General features: G+C 43.2%; 12 protein-coding genes. 10 read left to right on the top strand and 2 right to left on the bottom strand.

From position 1 onward, the window contains the following. Positions 1–17 precede the first annotated feature (17 nt). The 7 genes from uvrA (at position 18) to hemG (ending at position 11063) form a co-directional block, all read left to right on the top strand. The gene (gene uvrA / locus ACKPCE_RS09960; RefSeq protein ID WP_319505050.1) at positions 18–2843 is read left to right on the top strand and encodes an excinuclease ABC subunit UvrA; all 2826 of its coding nucleotides are present in this window, start codon (positions 18–20) and stop codon (positions 2841–2843) included. Between the two features lie 12 nt (positions 2844–2855). Beyond that, positions 2856–3329, top strand: a complete 474-nt coding sequence (gene ybaK / locus ACKPCE_RS09965) for a Cys-tRNA(Pro) deacylase (protein ID WP_319505051.1) — start codon at positions 2856–2858, stop codon at positions 3327–3329. A gap of 88 nt (positions 3330–3417) precedes the next feature. Beyond that, positions 3418–4929 carry a peptide MFS transporter gene (locus ACKPCE_RS09970; protein ID WP_319505052.1) on the top strand — a complete coding sequence of 504 codons (1512 nt, stop codon included), beginning with the start codon at positions 3418–3420 and terminating at the stop codon, positions 4927–4929. A gap of 118 nt (positions 4930–5047) precedes the next feature. Beyond that, entirely contained in the window at positions 5048–7108 is a 2061-nt protein-coding gene (locus ACKPCE_RS09975; RefSeq protein ID WP_319505053.1) for a TonB-dependent receptor, read from the top strand. A gap of 15 nt (positions 7109–7123) precedes the next feature. Beyond that, on the top strand, positions 7124–8326 hold the full coding sequence (locus ACKPCE_RS09980; protein ID WP_319505054.1) for an MFS transporter: 1203 nt from the start codon (positions 7124–7126) through the stop codon (positions 8324–8326). After that, on the top strand, positions 8323–9693 hold the full coding sequence (gene hemN, locus ACKPCE_RS09985; protein WP_319505055.1) for an oxygen-independent coproporphyrinogen III oxidase: 1371 nt from the start codon (positions 8323–8325) through the stop codon (positions 9691–9693). The genes ACKPCE_RS09980 and hemN overlap by 4 nt, the downstream gene beginning before the upstream one ends. Before the next feature lie 17 nt (positions 9694–9710). Then, positions 9711–11063: a protoporphyrinogen oxidase gene (hemG, locus tag ACKPCE_RS09990; protein ID WP_319505056.1), complete on the top strand. Its 1353-nt coding sequence runs from the start codon at positions 9711–9713 to the stop codon at positions 11061–11063. Here the strand turns inward: hemG and ACKPCE_RS09995 are convergent. Further along, complete coding sequence (locus tag ACKPCE_RS09995; protein WP_319505057.1) at positions 11058–11552, bottom strand: GNAT family N-acetyltransferase; 495 nt, start codon at positions 11550–11552, stop codon at positions 11058–11060. The two genes, hemG and ACKPCE_RS09995, sit on opposite strands and share 6 nt — an antisense overlap. Before the next feature lie 157 nt (positions 11553–11709). On the opposite strand from ACKPCE_RS09995, the gene ACKPCE_RS10000 reads away from it, so the two are divergent. Further along, a complete protein-coding gene (locus tag ACKPCE_RS10000; RefSeq protein ID WP_024997424.1) occupies positions 11710–12036 on the top strand; it encodes a PadR family transcriptional regulator in 327 nt (108 codons plus the stop codon). A gap of 21 nt (positions 12037–12057) precedes the next feature. Then, complete coding sequence (locus ACKPCE_RS10005; RefSeq protein WP_319505058.1) at positions 12058–13167, top strand: PspC domain-containing protein; 1110 nt, start codon at positions 12058–12060, stop codon at positions 13165–13167. Between the two features lie 91 nt (positions 13168–13258). Here the strand turns inward: ACKPCE_RS10005 and ACKPCE_RS10010 are convergent, their stop codons facing one another. Beyond that, entirely contained in the window at positions 13259–14197 is a 939-nt protein-coding gene (locus ACKPCE_RS10010) for a ribose-phosphate pyrophosphokinase (RefSeq protein ID WP_276965126.1), read from the bottom strand. Between the two features lie 209 nt (positions 14198–14406). Between ACKPCE_RS10010 and ACKPCE_RS10015 the strand changes: the two genes are divergently transcribed. Continuing rightward, a complete protein-coding gene (locus ACKPCE_RS10015) occupies positions 14407–18870 on the top strand; it encodes a DUF5113 domain-containing protein (RefSeq protein ID WP_319505059.1) in 4464 nt (1487 codons plus the stop codon). Positions 18871–18895: the final 25 nt, after the last annotated feature.

Consider the following 18895-nt stretch of genomic DNA (forward strand, 5'->3'; position numbering starts at 1 on the left):
ATATTTTAAGTAGAAAGATGCAAGAAAAAGAATATATAAATGTCTATGGAGCTCGTGTCCATAATCTCAAAAACATTGATGCAGAAATTCCCCGCGACAGTTTGACTGTTATTACCGGATTGAGTGGTAGTGGAAAATCATCTTTGGCATTTGACACCGTCTTTGCTGAAGGACAACGCCGGTATATTGAAACGTTCTCCGCTTATGCGCGTAACTTTTTGGGAAATCTGGAGCGGCCGGATGTAGATAAGATAACGGGATTGAGTCCGGTAATCTCTATCGAACAGAAAACCACCAATAAGAACCCCCGTTCTACTGTGGGCACTACCACGGAGATATACGACTACCTTCGTTTGCTGTATGCCAGAGCCGGTGAGGCTTATTCGTATTATTCGGGTGAACGGATGGTGAAATACACTGAGGAACAGATTACAGATCTGATTCTGAAAGATTATAAAGCCAAGAAAATATACATTCTGGCTCCGTTGGTGCGTACACGAAAAGGACATTACAAAGAACTTTTTGAGCAGATCCGCAAGAAGGGCTATTTATATGTGCGTGTTGACGGTGAGGTGCGTGAGATTACGCACGGTATGAAGCTCGATCGGTATAAGAATCACGACATTGAGGTGGTTATTGATAAGCTGATTGTGGGCGACAAGGACGATAAACGCTTGAAACAGAGCATTGCCACAGCTATGCGTCAAGGTGATGGTTTATTGATGTTGCTTGATCTTCAAAACGAAAACATACGGCATTACAGCAAGCGGTTGATGTGTCCGGTTACCGGGTTGTCTTATAAGGAACCGGCTCCGCACAACTTCTCTTTCAACTCTCCGCAAGGCGCTTGTCCCAAGTGCAAAGGACTGGGGGTTGTGAATCAAATCGATATTGAAAAGGTAATTCCTGATCGAAAACTTTCTATTCATGACGGTGCCATTACCCCGCTCGGTAAGCACAAGAACTCCATGATCTTTTGGCAGATAGCTGCTTTGCTGGAGAAATATGATGCTGATTTAAAAACACCTGTGTCTGAATTGCCCGATGAGGCAATCGATGAAATCTTGAATGGTTCTGACGACCGCATTAAAATAAAAAGCTCGCTCATTGGCACATCGTCCGACTATTTCACAACTTACGAAGGAGTGGTGAAGTATATCCAGATGTTGCAAGACAAAGACTCGTCGGCTACGGCACAGAAATGGGCGGAACAATTTGCCCGCACAACCGTTTGCCCCGAATGTAAGGGAGCCCGTTTGAACAAAGAAGCCTTGCACTTCCGCTTTCACGATAAGAATATTATGGAGCTTGCTTCAATGGATATATCCGAACTTTACGAGTGGTTAGAACATGTAGAAGATCACTTGGGTGAACAGCAGAAGAAGATAGCCGTTGAAATCTTAAAAGAGATTCGTACCCGCTTGAAATTTTTGCTTGATGTGGGACTGGAGTATTTGTCGCTCAACAGAAGCTCGGTGAGTCTCTCGGGCGGTGAGAGTCAGCGCATTCGTCTGGCCACACAAATTGGTTCGCAACTGGTGAATGTATTGTATATTCTCGATGAGCCCAGTATCGGACTTCATCAACGTGATAACCTTCGTTTGATTCGTTCGCTCAAGGAGCTGCGGGATATCGGGAACTCGGTTATTGTGGTTGAGCACGACAAAGATATGATGTTGGCTGCCGATTATGTGATTGATATGGGACCCAAAGCCGGTCGGCTGGGAGGAGAGGTTGTCTTTTCGGGTACGCCTCAGAAGATGCTTGAAACAGATACGTTGACTTCCAGATACCTCAATGGAAAAACGCAGATTGAGGTCCCTGCACAACGAAGAAAAGGAAATGGAAAGTCATTGTGGCTCAAAGGAGCACGCGGAAACAATCTCAAAAATGTGACGGTTGAGTTTCCTTTGGGCAAACTGATTTGTGTTACGGGAGTATCGGGAAGTGGCAAGTCGACTTTGATTAATGAAACCTTGCAGCCTATTCTTTCGCAGAAATTCTATCATTCTCTTCAGGATCCGTTGGAATATGAATCGATAGAAGGATTGGAACACATAGACAAAGTGGTCAATGTGGATCAGTCGCCTTTAGGACGTACACCTCGCTCCAATCCGGCTACTTATACCGGTGTATTTTCAGATATAAGAAACCTGTTTGTCGGTTTACCGGAAGCCAAAATACGTGGTTATAAACCGGGTCGTTTTTCATTTAACGTGTCGGGAGGCCGTTGTGAAGCCTGTTCCGGTAACGGGTATAAAACCATTGAAATGAATTTCCTTCCCGATGTATATGTTCCTTGTGAAGTCTGTCATGGCAAACGATACAACAGAGAAACACTGGAGGTTCGTTTCAAAGGAAAATCAATTGCCGATGTGCTTGATATGACCATTAACCGTGCAGTGGAGTTCTTTGAAAATGTGCCTCAGATTTTGAATAAGATCAAGGTGATTCAAGACGTGGGGCTGGGTTACATCAAACTGGGACAATCGTCGACTACCTTATCGGGTGGCGAAAGTCAGCGCGTGAAGTTGGCTACCGAATTATCTAAGCGAGACACCGGAAAGACTGTGTACATACTCGATGAACCTACCACCGGATTACACTTTGAAGATATTCGTGTGCTCATGGGTGTTTTAAATAAACTGGTCGACAAGGGGAATACCGTCATTGTTATTGAGCATAACCTGGATGTGATTAAGATGGCCGACTACATCATCGACATGGGACCCGAAGGCGGAAAAGGCGGTGGAGAACTTTTAAGCTGCGGTACTCCCGAAGAGGTAGCCCGCTGCACCAAAGGATATACGCCTCGTTTTTTGAAAGAAGAACTGGGAATGTAATGAGTTGAAAACATGAAGATAAATAAAACAAATGCGGCGCGCCTGCTCGATAAGGAGAAAGTGAATTATGAATTGATTCCTTATGAAGTTGACGAGAGTGATCTGAGTGCGGTGCACGTAGCCGCAAGCTTGGGAGAAGACATCAATCAGGTTTTTAAAACATTGGTATTGCGAGGAGATAAAACGGGACATTTTGTTTGTGTTATTCCCGGTGACGAGGAAGTGAACCTGAAGCTGGCCGCTAAGGTGTCCGGTAATAAGAGCTGTGACATGATTCCCATGAAAGAATTGCTTCCCACAACCGGTTACATACGCGGTGCCTGTTCGCCCGTGGGGATGAAAAAGCATTTTCCCACCTACATTCACCATACATGCATTAACTATCCTTTTATCTATGTAAGTGCGGGCCAGCGCGGATTGCAGATAAAAATCGATCCGAATGAGTTAATAAGACTTGTAAAGGCGGAAGTTTGCACGCTTTTTTAGGAATAATATGCCAAAAAGTATATATTTGCACTAAATATGATATAATTCGTATTTCAGAGAGAATATATTAATTCAAAATTTATAATTTATGATGGACAAACATCCCAAAGGCTTATTATCTGCTGCCCTGGCTAACTTGGGTGAGCGTTTTGGTTTTTATACCATGATGGCAATCCTGGTTCTTTTCCTTCAGGCGAAGTTCGGCTTGAATGGCAAAGATGCGGGGCTTATTTACTCAGTTTTTTATTTCTCTATCTACATCCTAGCATTTGTAGGAGGTCTCATAGCTGATAAAACACGTAACTACAAAGGCACGATTCTAACAGGTCTGGTTGTCATGGCAGTCGGTTATTTCATGTTGGCCGTTCCCACACCTACACCAGTTTCTGATAAAACATTGTTTTTGGTTATTACTTGTCTGGGACTGCTGGTTATAGCCTTTGGTAACGGATTGTTCAAAGGAAACCTTCAGGCTTTGGTAGGGCAGATGTATGACAACCCTACATACTCCAGCATGAGGGATTCAGGCTTTTCATTGTTCTACATGTTTATCAATATTGGTGCTATTTTTGCTCCTATTGCAGCTGTGGGTATTCGTGGCTGGTGGTTGGACAAGCATGGTTATTCGTACAATGCAGATCTTCCATCTCTTTGTCACGGACATTTAGCCGGAACTTTATCTCCTGAGGCCAGTGATTTGATGACAAAATTATCTGCCGAAGTCTCTGTGAACCCGGTAACTGATATGTCTGTTTTCGCTGCTGATTATCTGAATGTGTTTACTACCGGTTTTCACTATGCATTTGCAATTGCTATTTTAGCTATGTTGTTATCTTTGACTATATATATTGTTAATAAGAGAACCTTCCCCGATCCTAGCGGTAAGAAAGCACAGCAGAATGATGCCGGTGTGATTGAGATGGATGCAAAGGAAGTGAAACAACGTATGTATGCACTGTTTGCTGTGTTTGGTGTGGTTATTTTCTTCTGGTTCTCTTTCCACCAGAATGGCTTGACATTGACCTACTTTGCAAAAGAATACACAGATCTCAACCTCTTTGGTATGAGTATTTCAGCTGAACTCTTTCAAACATTGAATCCATTCTTCGTGGTATTCTTAACACCTATTGTTATGGGAGTTTTTGCTGCACAACGCAAACTAGGCAAGGAGCCTTCAACGCCTAAGAAGATTGCCATTGGTATGGGTATTGCGGCTTTGGCCTTTGTTGTCATGGCAGTAGGTTCTTACATGTCAAATCTACCTTTGCATAAAGACATCATTACTTTAGGGTCTTCGTCTGTTAAGGTAACTCCATTCTTATTAATGCTGACCTATCTGATACTTACCGTTGCTGAGTTGTATATCTCTCCGCTAGGTATTTCTTTTGTTTCTAAAGTAGCTCCTCCCAAGTATCAGGGAGTTATGCAAGGTGGATGGTTAGGCGCAACTGCTATTGGTAATCAGCTGTTGTTTATTGGTGCTGTGCTTTACGAATCAATTCCTATTTGGCTTACTTGGACCGTATTTGTGGTTGCATGTAGCCTCTCGATGATAACAATGTTTATCATGCTTAAATGGCTTGAGAGAGTGGCGAAATAAACCACACAAATAAATAAAAAGAGTGGGGTCACCTTAATTTTAGGTGGCCTCATTTTTTTCTAAATCCTCATTAATGAGGATTGTCAGTTTAATTGTAACTCCTTAATTTTGCAGCAAAATGATGAAAAGGATGAAAGTATATGCATTTTTAGGAGCTTTGGTGTTTCCTAGCTATCTATTGGCAGCCGTGACGGTGCCCGATTCCACGTCGCGTAAGTCGGTCATGCTGGATGAAGTAGTGGTTACTTCTTATAAAGAAAAAAAGACTTTACGTGAAGTTCCGGCTTCCATCTCTTTAATTTCTTTGGGTGATCTGAACAAAAAGAATTTGGTCGATTTTAAGGAATTGAGTTCGTATATACCCAATCTGTTTTTACCCGATTACGGCTCAAAACTGACTTCTCCTATATACATTCGCGGAATCGGTTCCAAGCTGACTCCTTCGGTAGGACTTTATGTTGACGGCATTCCTTTCTTTGATAAATCGGTTTTTGATTTTGATATGAATGAAGTGAATAGGGTGGAAGTGTTAAGGGGGCCTCAAGGCACGCTTTACGGACGAAATACCATGGGAGGGATTATCAATGTATATACCAAGAATCCACTCGATTATCAAGGACTGACATACAAACAGATGGTAGGCAACTACGGGCAGACTCAGTTTTCAGGAAGCTATTACGGCAAACTGTCTGACCGGGTAGGTTATGCCGTTTCGTCTCGCTACAAACACAATGATGGCTTTTTCGTCAACGCATATACCGGCAGTGAGGCTGATAATCTCAATCAGATATCGACCAAAGGAAAGATTCAGTGGAAAACGGAGTCGGGATGGGATGGCGTTTTTTCAGTCAACTATGAATATACGGATCAAGGAGGATATCCTTATGGGTTACTGGATAACACAACCGGACAGATTAGTGATGTGAATTACAACGCATACAGTTCATACAGGCAAGGGGTGCTTACCAGTGGACTTTCCATGAGTTATTCCTTTGATGATTTTGTGTTGAAATCAGTAACGGGTTATCAAAATCTGGATGACAGGCAGGCCATTGATCAGGATTTTACAGCAGAGGCAAAGGCTTTTGTGATACAAACTCAAAAACAGAATCAGTTTTCACAAGAACTCGAAATGCGCTCCAAAGACGGCAAGCGTTTTACATGGTTGAACGGACTTTTCGGCTTTTACCAAACGGGTAAACGCATGGTGTTGTACACTACTCAGAAGGATTATGATGAGCCTTCCTACGGACTGGCTGCCTATCACCAGTCTACCTTGAAGGACTTTTTGCTGAAAAAACTGTCGTTGACAGTGGGTGCACGTTTTGACTATGAGAAAGCCAAACAAGATTACATTGTCTGGAAACTGTCGGCCGATCAGAAAGAACAGACTACCCGATTGAACGATAGCGAAAGCTTTACCCAATTTACCCCTAAGGTTTCTCTTCAATATCAGTTTGACGCATCAAACATGATATATGCAACTACTACCCGCGGTTATAAAACCGGTGGATTTAATATTTCATTCAGCACGGAAGATGAACGTACTTATTCACCGGAATATAGCTGGAATTATGAAGTGGGCGGACGCTTTTCGGCTTTTAACAACAGACTTTATGGCGACTTGGCTTTGTTTTATATTGATTGGAGGAACCAACAAATTTCACATGCTGTTGCCAATAAAACGGGATCTATGTTGACCAATGCCGGCAAATCATATAGCAAAGGAGTGGAACTGTCACTGAATGCTCGTCCGGCAGATATGTTGAATTTGCAATTCACTTACGGTTATACCGAGGCCAAATTCCGCGAATATCAGTATGGCGATGCTGATTATTCAGGTAATTACATTCCTTATGTGCCGCAACAAACATTGATGTTGGGCGGAGATTATACGTGGAACCTCAGTGCCCGTTATGTGGACCGCTTGATTTTTTCGGCTCAGTACACAGCTACAGGCAGGCATTATTGGAATGACAGCAATGATGTGCGTCAGGGATTCTACGGTATTTTAAATGGAAAGCTGTCTGCCGTGAAAAGAAACCTGACGGTAGATTTATGGATAAAGAATGCTGCATCAAAAGAATATATGGCTTATTTCTTTCAGACTTCGGGAAAATATTTTGCTCAAAAGGGAAAACCTCTTACCTTTGGAACAACAATATCATTTACCCTATAATTGCAACGTTTGATAATGGCCGAAAAACAGTTTAGTAAGCTTTTTACTTTTTTTTCTCTCTATATAGCGCAATCTGTACCGATGAGCCTGTTCAGTACTTTATTACCGGTGTTGATGCGGCAAGATAATTTTTCGCTGACTGCCATCGGTATGCTTCAATTCATAAAATTGCCGTGGATCGTTAAATTCTTATGGGCGCCGCTGGTTGATAGGAAGACTTCGGGACTGAATACGTATAAAAGCTGGATATTCTCGTCGGAAATTGTCTACGCTTTCCTGATTCTGATGCTGGCCTTTCTTGATTTGAAAGCCGATTTTTGGTTGGTGCTGACCTTGATAATCCTTTCGTTTATAGCATCAGGGACACAAGATATTGCCACGGATGCCATGACTGCACTTTCTTTTAATAGAAAGGAAAGGAGCAGGGGAAACAGCATGCAAAGTATGGGGAATTTTACCGGATCACTTCTAGGAGGGGGATTGCTGTTGATCCTCTATAAATATATTGGGTGGACGGCCATGCTGCTGGGCTTGTCGGTCTTTGTACTGTTTATGCTCGTGCCTTTGTTTTACTACAGAGATGCTAACTTTGTGTCGCGCGCGGGCAGGGTGCCCATCGGTATGAAAGATTTGCTTCTGTTTTTTCGCCAGCGTCGCATTGTTCCGCAACTGACTTTTCTTATTTTATTTAATTCCGGTCTTATTGGAATTCTTTCCATGCTGAAGCCCTGGTTGGTCGATTTGCATTATCCGATGGCGCACATTGGTGTCATGTTCAGTGTGTTCGGCTCTTTGTGTGGCTGCCTGGGTTCGTATTTCAGCGGAAACATCATCCGCAAATGGGGCAGGGGAAAGGCCGCTGTGATTTATGCGAGCTGTGTTTTTGTTACTGCGATTTACTTTGTGATACTTTCCTATTGGGGATTGCTGACCACGTTGAACCTTTGCATCGGTATTTTTTGTTTGTGGGCTACTTACGGATTATCAACCGTACTGGTTTACACCATTGCCATGGATTACGTACGTGTGGGACGAGAAGGTACCGACTTCACTCTTCAGATAGTTGTGCTTCACCTGAGCAGCATGCTGGTTGCTGTTGGTAGTGGTAAACTGGCTGATTTATCTGGCTACACGGTGTTATTTGTAGCCGAAGCGGCTTTAGCTTTTGCTTCTTTGTTTTATGTATGGTTTTACTTTAAAAAGATATCCGGAAGATGAGTACTGATTTATTAGCTAAATATAATGTACCGACACCCCGGTACACCAGTTATCCGCCGGCCAATTATTTTCACGAACAATTTGGTGCCGAAGATTTCAGAGAGGCTGTTATGGCCTCTAACGAAAAAGACCCCCGGCATATTTCGTTTTATGTACACATCCCTTTTTGTCCGCGTTTGTGTTATTACTGTGGATGCAACTCGTATGCCATGGAAAAACGCAGCGTGGTGGATGCATACGTGGAGGCACTGAAAACAGAAATAAAAACCATATTACCTTTGCTGGATAAATCGCGTAAGATTGCCCAGATTCATTATGGAGGAGGTACGCCTACAGCTATCCCGTTGCATTACCTTAAAGAGATTAACGAGCTTTTCCTTTCTTCTTTTCGCTGCATAGATGAGCCGGAAATTGCAATAGAATGTCACCCGGGCTATTTGAATGAGAAACATTGGCTGCAATTGGTTGAAGCCGGTTTTAACCGGTGTAGCATAGGCATACAGGATTTTAAGGAAGAGGTGCTGCGCACTGCTAACCGCAAGGGTTCTCTGTTACCTCCTGCACGTATTTTTGAATTATTGCGTGAACATGATGTCTCTATAAACCTTGATTTCATTTATGGTTTGCCGGGACAAACGGCTGCCGGCTTTGAAGAGACAATCAGGCAGGCTGCTTCGTTGAGGCCCGACAGGTTGGTTACCTTTTCTTATGCTCATGTGCCTTGGGTGAATAAAGACATGTTGAAGCTCGAAAAAGCGGGACTGCCGGAAGCGGAAGAAAAAAGTAATATGTACAGACGTGCCGCGGCTAGCTTGAGTGAGAGAGGATACGTGCCCGTAGGGCTCGACCACTTTGTGCGGCCGGATGATTCGCTTCATGTGGCCTTACAAAATGGATTGTTACACAGAAACTTTCAGGGGTATTGCACGAGGGCTACCACCGGTCAGGTGTACGCTTTCGGCGTAACAGCCATCAGTCAGCTGGCAGCAGCCTATAGTCAGAACATAAGGGGCGTGCAAGAGTATATTGACAAGGCATCGCAAGGTGAACTACCGGTTATGCGCGGATATGTTTTGAATGAACAGGAACAACTGGCTCGTGAGGTCATAACGACTTTCATGTGCAACAACCGCTTAAACTGGAAGGAGCTGTCGCTGCACATTGGAATGCCTGTAGATGAAATAATGGATAGATTGGCTTTTGATCGTCATAAACTAGAAGAAATGGCCGATGACGGTTTAATTACCTATTCGCCTGAGGAAATATCCATTACGGAGTCCGGCACTTTATTTATAAGGAATGTGGCGGCTGTGTTTGATCCGTTAATGCGTGGCGGATCTGAGAAATCATTTTCAAAACCTGTCTGATCTGATAAAGAATGTGTATGGATACAAATGTGGATGTGATTGTTATTGGAGCCGGTATAACGGGACTGGTTACTACTTTCTTGTTGAAGGAGAAAGGGGTAAACGTTTTGCTGATTGAAAAAAATACCAGAGCGGGCGGACAACTGTGTACGGTGAATGATGACGGTTTTCTTTTTGAATCGGGACCTAACACAGGCGTGGTGGCCAATAAAGATGTACTCGATCTTTTCAACCAATTAGGAGATGAGTGTACGTTGCAAACCGCCAGAAAAGAGTCAAAAGTGCGATTGATATGGAAAAACGGACGGTTTTGTCCGCTACCTTCCGGATTGGCTGACGCGGTGACAACCTCCTTGTTTTCATGGCATGATAAGATGCGCATCTTATTTGAACCTTTTCGTCCGAAGGGAAATGATCCTTTCGAGAGTATTGCCTCGTTGACCCGCCGCAGGCTTGGAAAATCCTTTTTAAACTACGCAGTCGATCCTTTTATTTCCGGTATTTATGCCGGTGATCCCGAGACATTGGTCACCCGTTTTGCCATGCCTAAGTTGTACAACCTGGAACATCATTACGGAAGTTTTATTCGTGGGGCTATCAAACGGCATCCGGTGCTTGCGGAAGAAAGAAAGCAAGGAATATCCAAAGAAATATTCTCAGTGAAAGGAGGTTTTAAGAATCTGGTATCAACGCTGGAAACCCGAATTACCCCGAAACACCTCCGCTTAGGTGCCGGAAAGATACAAATTGAACCGGTTGAGAATGGTTGGAAAGTCGTTTTACCGGCTACCGGCGAATCTTATTTTACTCCACGACTGATTAGTACGGTACCCGCTTATGCTTTGCCGGAACTATTTCCCTTCATGGAAGAAAAGGAATTGCATCCGATAACGTCGCTGGTTTATGCTCCCGTAGTTCAGGTTGGCGTTGGGATGTACAATGGTAGTTTAATACCGCAGGCTTTCGGCGGACTGGTGCCTTCTTGCGAACATGAAAAGATATTAGGTGTTTTATTCAACTCATCGTGCTATGACGACCGGGCGCCTCTTGGTGCAGCCTCTCTTTCTTTTTTCATCGGAGGAATGAGACATCCTGAATGGGTGAACTTACCCGAAGAAGAGATGGTTGCTATAGTTACAGATGCGTTGCATCGCATGCTGGGATATCCGTTAGGTACGGCACCCGATAAAATACATATATTTCCGCATCCCAGAGCTATTCCGCAATACCAGGCTGATACGGAGCAGCGACTGAATACTGTATGTCAGTTGGAAAAGAAGTATGCCGGATTGGTTTTAGCCGGCAGTCTGCGTGACGGCATCGGTTTGGCCGACCGCATCAAACAGGCAACGCAGCTAGCCTCGCTATAGTTCAATAGCCATGATGTAATCATTCATATAATAACCGTTGCCAATGTGGAAGTCGCCTTCGCGTGCAATTTTCATCCCCATTCGCTCATAAAAGCCAACCGCTTTGTTGTTACGGTTTACATTCAGTTCCATTCTGCATGGTGCCGGATGCACCTTCTTTATGTATTTAATCGCTTCGTGGAAAAGATAGTTACCTGCATGTGCTTTCTGAAAAGCAGGAAGAACATATATTTTTTGCAGATGAAACAGATTTTCCTCCTCTTGCTGTACGGACAGGTATCCACAGGGCTCACATTCTTCATAAGCAATGAAGTATACATGTCCTTCTTCCATTTGTTTGCGAATGTTTTGCGGAGCGTACATCCAATCAAACATATACTCCAACTGTTCCTGAGAAAGTATGTCTTTGTAAGTGGCAGGGAAAACTTTGGCTGCTAACTGATTGATTAACAGGCAGTCGTCCGCTTGTGCTTGTCGTATAGTAAACATATCGTTGAACTTTATTCTTTGATGCGAAAATAAGCATAATTCTTCGAATCGAGACCTTAAATGACTGTTTTATGGTTAATTAAAGTGAAATTATAGTACTTTGTAATACAAGGTACTAATGCAATACATATATTTGCATTGTTTTAAAGAAAGAAGTATGAATGTAGACAATGTGAAATCGCAAATGCGAAAGGGAATGCTGGAATATTGCATTATGTTGCTGCTGCACAAGGAACAGTCGTATGCCTCGGATATTATACAAAGATTAAAAGAAGCGAGGCTGATTGTTGTGGAAGGAACTCTTTATCCTTTGCTGACTCGTTTAAAGAATGATGATTTGTTGAGCTATGAGTGGGTAGAGTCTACACAAGGACCTCCCCGTAAATATTATCAGATAACTGAAAAAGGAGAAGCTTTTTTGAGTGAACTCGAGGCATCGTGGAAGGAGTTAAACGAAACGGTGAATCATTTGGCAAATATATAATCAGATAAAACCCATAAAACAATGAAAAAAACATTGACTGTTAATTTAGGTGGAACCGTTTTTCATATTGACGAAGATGCCTACAGGTTGCTTGACAATTATTTGATGAATTTAAAGCACCACTTTCGCAAACAGGAAGGTGCGGAAGAGATTGTAAACGATATTGAGAATAGAATTTCCGAATTGTTTTCTGAGAAAATAAGCAAGGGACAACAGGTGATAACCTTAATAGATGCCGAAGAAGTGATACATCGTATGGGAAAGCCGGAAGATCTTTCCGACGAGGAACCTTCTAAGCAGGAGGGTTCTTCGGAACATGGCGGTTATCATCATGAAACCTATTCGCAGGAGTCGGGCTCACCTCGCCGACGCTTGTTCCGTAACCCCGACGACAAAGTGGTAGGTGGTGTATTGGGAGGTATAGCTGCTTATTTAAAGGTGAACGTGAGTGCTCTTCGTTTAATCGTTATTTTGCTTTTGATTTTTGGGGTTGGCACCTTAATTCCGGTTTACATTGTGTGCTGGATTGTGATTCCCGAAGCAACTACTGCTGCCGAGAAACTAAGTATGCGGGGCGAAGAGGTTAACATGGAGAATATAGGAAAGACGGTAACCGATGGTTTTGAGAAGATGGCCGATGGAGTCAATTCATACATCAAATCAGAAAAGCCTAAAGACTTTATGACAAGGTTGGTTGACGGAATGGTGCATTTGTTTAGTTTACTTTCAAAAGTCTTTCTGGTTATACTTGCCTTGATATTTAGTCCGGTATTGCTGGTACTCTCATTTGTATTTGTGGGGCTTATCATTGGAGCCATTGCTACTTTAGCCGGTGGCAGTGCCATTATTTATGAATTGCTTCCTTCTCTGGACTGGAATATGATTTCAGCATCTCCGTTAATTGTCATTGTAGCCAGTATTGCCGGAATTATATTGGTTGGAATACCATTGGCCAGTTTGCTTTACGGCATTTTGAGAGTTATATTCAACTGGCAGCCCATGATTCCCGGACTTAAAATAACGTTGCTGATTCTTTGGGTAGTGAGCTTGCTGACAATTATTCTTTGCTTCTCGCAGTCCAACTGGGTGTTCCCTTATTACCATGACATCTGGTATCTTACAGGTCTTTAATTAGTGTGTCTATTATTATAGTGTTTTTACTAGAAGAGCCGCTCTCCGGTAAGGGGGAGCGGCTCTTGCCATATATGAGAAAGATCAGTCTTTAAATGATGTATTGTGAACTGATTGATTCGTTGTTGAGCACGCGGCGAATGGTTTCGGCAAACATATCAGCAATGCTTAACTGTTTTACTTTCGTACTATTTTTGCAGTATGGAATACTGTCGGTGAAAACCATTTCTGTCAGCGCTGAATCTTGTACACGAGTAGAAGCTGGGTCGGACATTACACAATGGCTGGCAATGGCTCTTACTGATTGGGCTCCGGCTTCGAGCATGATGTTAGCTGCCTTGGTAATGGTACCTGCCGTATCAACAATATCGTCAATCAAGACAACATTCTTACCTTCCACATCACCAATAATCTGCATCGTAGCAACCTCATTGGCTTTTACGCGTGACTTGTTGCAAAGAACCAATGGTACTCCCAAGTATTTGGAGAATGTACTTGCTCTTTTTGAACCACCCACATCAGGTGTTGCAATAACAAGATTTTCAAGATTAAGTGATTGAATGTAGGGAAGAAAAACGGCTGAAGCGTAAAGGTGATCAACCGGAATGTTGAAGAAGCCCTGAATTTGATCGGCGTGTAAGTCCATAGTGATCAGGCGGTCAATGCCTGCAACCGATAACAGATCGGCCACTAATTTGGCACCTATGGAAACGCGTGGTTTGTCTTTTCTGTCCTGACGGGCCCAACCGAAGTAGGGAATAACTGCGACTACGTTTTTGGCTGAAGCTCTTTTGGCTGCGTCAATCATCAGCAATAACTCCATCAGGTTATCAGAGTTAGGATAGGTTGATTGTACCAGGAAGACATTGGACCCACGGATTGATTCCTCGTATGAAACTGCAAATTCACCGTCAGCAAAGTGGGTGATGTTCATATTTCCAAGGGTGCAACCAAGGCTAGCGCAGATTTTCTCTGCCAGGTATCTCGAGTTGGTTCCCGAGAAAACCATAAAAGGTGATTTTTCGCTCATTATTGTAATAGTTGAACCTATTGATTAATTTGCACGCAAAGGTATGAATTCTCCGTTCAATCTAAAAGACTTATTGTAGAAAAAATATTTTTTATTTCCGATGCGCTTTATTCTTTCAATCTGTTAAGTTGATAATAAAACTATAAAAAAGAACTGCTTTCTATAGAAAAAATAGTAGATTTGCTTTCCTGAATACTCATTTATACAGAATGAAACATCGTTTACCTCTTATACTCTTATGTGTGATTAGCGTGTCGTGCTTTTTCTCTTGTATGGGAACCGCACCGACAAAGGAAATAAGGTTGGTTGATTCTTTGAACCGGCAAGCTTATTTTTATCACTACAGAAACCTCGATTCTTTGTATAATGTGGCACAAAAAGCTTATCAGTCTGCTCAACTTTATCATTTAGGAAAGGCCGAGGCGTGTAACAACCTAGCTTTCTACTCTTTCATGAAAATGGATTTTGATAAGGCGGAACACTTGAATCAGGAGGTTTACGATTTAACAAAGAATGAGCTCGAATTGCTGATTGCAGACATTGGCCTGATGAAGATTTATCAGCGCACAGCCATGAATAAAGAGTTTTATGACTATCGAAATAGTGCGTTGAAACGCATGAAGCGCATTGATGAAGATAAGAACTTGTTTGTTGACCGACACGAGATAGCGCGCCTGAGGTATGCTTATTCCGAATTCTACATAGTATCGGCTATCTACTATTATTACCTTCAGCAGCAGCAAGAAGCCTATTACGCCATTAACCAGATTGATCCGCTGACAGATTTAGCGGGTGATAACAACCAGCTTTTATACTATCATTATATAAAAGGAGCAGCTTCTTTGTGTGATGGTGAAACAGCAGAGGTAAAACGCTTGCATGAGTTCGATGAACTATATACTTCCTGGCGACTGGCCGTGAAGGAAAAGAGCATTTATTTTGAAGCGAACGGCATTCAGGGTATGGCTAACCTGATGGCTAATCCGGATAATTACGAATTCTTAAAGAACAGACGTTTCCATGCGCTCAAGCAGTTGGGGCTACCTGTCGATTCATTGTTACCGTTGAAAATGGCGCAGATTTCTCTCGATAAGTTCCGACGTTACAATGACCTTTACCAAACCGCAGCTGCTTACGTTACCATAGGCCGTTTCCTGAATACGCATAACCGTTATCAGGAAGCGATTGATACCTTGTCGAAAGCACTGGATTGTGTAAATAAGCACCACGAACTTTATTATAACCGGCACCATCAATCGAATCAGATTGATAAGCTGGAGCCTTTTGTTGACAAGGATACGCTTTACACCGAGTTAAGTTGGCTAAGCAAGAAAAAAGTGAAGACTGTACCCGAATGGATATCGCGAATCAGGGAACAGTTGAGTGTGAGTTATGCCGGACTGGGAATGAAGATTCCTTCGGATTACAACCGCAATGTGTACCTGGATATATTGGAGTACACGCGGCAGGACAAACAGTTTGAAAGTCGTTACGCTTCTCTTGAAAAGGAATCGGCGCAGCTCAATGTGATTATGTTGTTGGTACTGGCGGGATTGTTTCTGGTGGTGGGTTTGTTTGCCATCTTTAATAGCCGTTCGCGGAACAGGAACCTGATGCATCTGGCCCGACTGAAGCTGACACTGGATATTTGCCAAAAAATAACGGCCTCCATCCCTTCCGATGTGACGGATGAAGATGATATTGTTGAAACCATATCGGAAGCCATTCTGCCCGATTTGCAGGAACTTTTGGGAGCAACATCTATTAAAGTACAACTGAAGGGAGAGGAGGAATCGGCCGAAGAGGAGGCCCATGAAGACCAGTCTCTCATCTGTTCAGCGTTTCCTTTGTATGTCCCCGATAAGGAAGAACCTATTGGAACCGTTACTATTACTACAAAGCAGAAACTCAGCAAGGATGAACTCGCTTTGGTTAGCGTCATCACTCCTTATATTGCCTGGACGTTGGACAACGGAATTACGTTTATTTCTTTGGGAGAAGAGCAACGTCAGTTGGAAAAACAGCGGTATGTTTACGAGCAACACATTGCAACCAATAAACGGCAAAACATGATTAAAAAATCGTGTCTGGCCATTGTCAACGGTATAACACCATACATTGACCGCATCATAAACGAGGTGCATAAACTAACGGAGAAAGGTTTCATGCACGATGCTGAAATTAAAAGAAGAAAGTACGAGTATGTGGATGAGCTGGTGACAACCATCAATGAGTACAATGATATTCTGGCGCTTTGGATCAAACTGAAGCAAGGAAGCCTGAGCTTAAACATTGAGAACTTTGAGCTTGATGAACTTTTCTCCATCGTGGCGAAGGGGCGTAAAACCTTTGAGATGAAAAAGCAACATTTTGAGGTGCTTCCTGCCCGTGTTACCGTGAAGGCAGATAAGGCGCTTACGCTTTTCATGATTAACACACTTACAGAGAATGCCCGAAAATATACACCTCAGGAAGGTAGCATACAAGTGTTTGCCACCATTACCGGAGAGTATGTGGAAATCTCTATAAAGGATAACGGCCGTGGACTTACGGAGGCCGATGTTCAGCGTATATTGGGCGAAAAGGTGTATGACTCTAAAGCCATAGGGATTGATAATGCCTCTTCGGATGTGGAAGAGTTAAAACAAAATAAAGGCAGTGGCTTCGGCCTGATGAACTGCAAAGGCATTATTGAAAAATACCGTAAGACCAATGACGTCTTTAAAGTATGCCTGTTTAGCGTTGAGAGTGAGCCGGGCAAAGGTAGCCGATTCTTTTTCCGCCTACCGTTGGGCATCCGAAAAATAGTGGGTGTTTTACTGCTGTTCCTGTCATCGTTTGCCTTTGTGGCATGCAGTCCCGATAAAGCTCCCGTGAACAAAGTAACTTCCAGGTACCGATTGGAGAGAAAAGTAGAGATTCCGGTACAGCAAGATTACGAGGAGCTGTTGAACGAAGCCTCTCTCTTTGCCGATACAGCTTATTATTGCAACGTCATTGAAGACTACAAACTGGCTTTACAATATGTTGACTCGGCCATGAACCGGTTGAACCGGCATTATGCCAAATACTCCCGTTTCCCACGCCGGTACATCAAGTTGTACGACACCAAATCGCCAGCTGAAATTGAGTGGTGGAATACCTATTTCGATAGTGACTTTCACGTGATACTCGATATTCGAAACGAAGCCTCCGTGTCTTTGCTGGCACTGAAGCGGTGGAACGAATACACCTATAACAATGCAGCCTACACAGCTTTGTATAAACTGTTGGGCGAAGACCAGTCGCTTGAAGAATATTGTCGTCAGCTAGAACGTTCAACAACCAATAAATACGTAGGTGTTATTCTCTGTTTGTTTTTGCTGGCCTCACTTCTCATCGGCTATTACATCATCTATGTGCGTAAGAGACTCATTAATCGTTTAAACCTGGAGCAAGTACTGGAGATTAACAAAACTGTTTTTGCTGCTTCCTTGTTGCGATCGCAAGAATCTTCGGAAGTGCTGCTTCGTGAGGAAGAAACCCTGAAGGAAATTCCGCAGCGCATTGTGGACGATGCTTTTAGTGCGGTGAATGAACTGATGACTGTCAACGGAATGGGCATTGCGGTATATAATGAAACGGCCCATCGGTTGGAATATGCAGCCAATCCCCGCGTTGAAGAGATTCCTGCCGTGGTGAACCGATGTTTTGAACAACAGGCTGCTTTGCAAGATGAGCAGATCCAGGCCTTGCCGTTAATTGTTGATGTAGGGGGTCAAAGGCAGTGCGTGGGGGTATTGACCTTGCTCATTCAGGAGCCTGAACGTCAAGAAGCCGATTTCGTATTGGTGGAACTCATCGCCCGATACGTGGCCATTGTCGTTTTCAATGCAGTCGTGAAGTTGGCCATGAGGTATCGCGACATTGAGTCGGCACACGAAGAAGCGCGCCGTGCTTCTTGGGAAGACAACCAATTGCACGTGCAAAACATGGTACTCGACAACTGCTTGTCGACCATTAAGCACGAAACCATTTATTACCCGAACAAAATAAAGCAGATCATAGATAAGCTGAACAGCCAGACACTGAATTCGGAAGAAGAAAAAGAAGGTATTGAGACCATTACCGAACTGATTGATTATTACAAAAGTATCTTCACTATTTTGAGTCAGTGTGCTTCCCGTCAGCTCGAAGAAGTAACGTTTCGGCGTACTACCATTACTGTGGAAGAACTCTTTCAGCATGCCGAGAAGTACTTCCGTAGACTTACGAAAAACCAATCAGTTAAGCTGAAATTGCATACCGAAGTTTTACACGCTCGCGTAACGGGTGACAAACATTTGCTGTGTTTCTTGCTCGAAAACCTCATTGATGAGGCTTTCTCAGTACCCGAAGATGGCATTCTGCACCTGAAAGCAGTGAGCGACGGTGATTACATCCGTTTTCTGTTTACAGACTCCAGAAGAGAAAAGACGGTGGAAGAACTGAATCAGCTATTCTATCCTAATCTTCTGCGCATGACCGCTGCCGGTAAGGGAGAACTGGTAGGAACGGAATACCTGGTGTGTAAACAAATAGTGCGTGATCACGATGAGTTTGCCATTCGCCGCGGTTGCCGCATTAATGCCGAACCGTGTGCGGAAGGCGGTTTTACCGTTTATTTCACGATTCCCGGAAAAATAATAAAGTAATTACATCCTAAATAAGACCCGAAAG

Origin of the sequence: Bacteroides graminisolvens (assembly GCF_963666085.1) — a bacterium.
Taxonomy (GTDB): Bacteria; Bacteroidota; Bacteroidia; order Bacteroidales; family Bacteroidaceae; genus Bacteroides; species Bacteroides graminisolvens.

Excerpts from the sequence above, each read along its gene's own strand:
- ACKPCE_RS09970 (WP_319505052.1), top strand. The coding sequence starts at position 3,418 with ATGATGGACAAACATCCCAAAGGCTTATTATCTGCTGCCCTGGCTAAC.
- ACKPCE_RS10000 (WP_024997424.1), top strand. The coding sequence starts at position 11,710 with ATGAATGTAGACAATGTGAAATCGCAAATGCGAAAGGGAATGCTGGAA.
- ACKPCE_RS09980 (WP_319505054.1), top strand. The coding sequence starts at position 7,124 with ATGGCCGAAAAACAGTTTAGTAAGCTTTTTACTTTTTTTTCTCTCTAT.
- hemN (WP_319505055.1), top strand. The coding sequence starts at position 8,323 with ATGAGTACTGATTTATTAGCTAAATATAATGTACCGACACCCCGGTAC.
- ybaK (WP_319505051.1), top strand. The coding sequence starts at position 2,856 with ATGAAGATAAATAAAACAAATGCGGCGCGCCTGCTCGATAAGGAGAAA.
- ACKPCE_RS10005 (WP_319505058.1), top strand. The coding sequence starts at position 12,058 with ATGAAAAAAACATTGACTGTTAATTTAGGTGGAACCGTTTTTCATATT.
- ACKPCE_RS10010 (WP_276965126.1), bottom strand. The coding sequence starts at position 14,197 with ATGAGCGAAAAATCACCTTTTATGGTTTTCTCGGGAACCAACTCGAGA.
- uvrA (WP_319505050.1), top strand. The coding sequence starts at position 18 with ATGCAAGAAAAAGAATATATAAATGTCTATGGAGCTCGTGTCCATAAT.
- ACKPCE_RS09995 (WP_319505057.1), bottom strand. The coding sequence starts at position 11,552 with ATGTTTACTATACGACAAGCACAAGCGGACGACTGCCTGTTAATCAAT.
- hemG (WP_319505056.1), top strand. The coding sequence starts at position 9,711 with ATGGATACAAATGTGGATGTGATTGTTATTGGAGCCGGTATAACGGGA.
- ACKPCE_RS10015 (WP_319505059.1), top strand. The coding sequence starts at position 14,407 with ATGAAACATCGTTTACCTCTTATACTCTTATGTGTGATTAGCGTGTCG.
- ACKPCE_RS09975 (WP_319505053.1), top strand. The coding sequence starts at position 5,048 with ATGATGAAAAGGATGAAAGTATATGCATTTTTAGGAGCTTTGGTGTTT.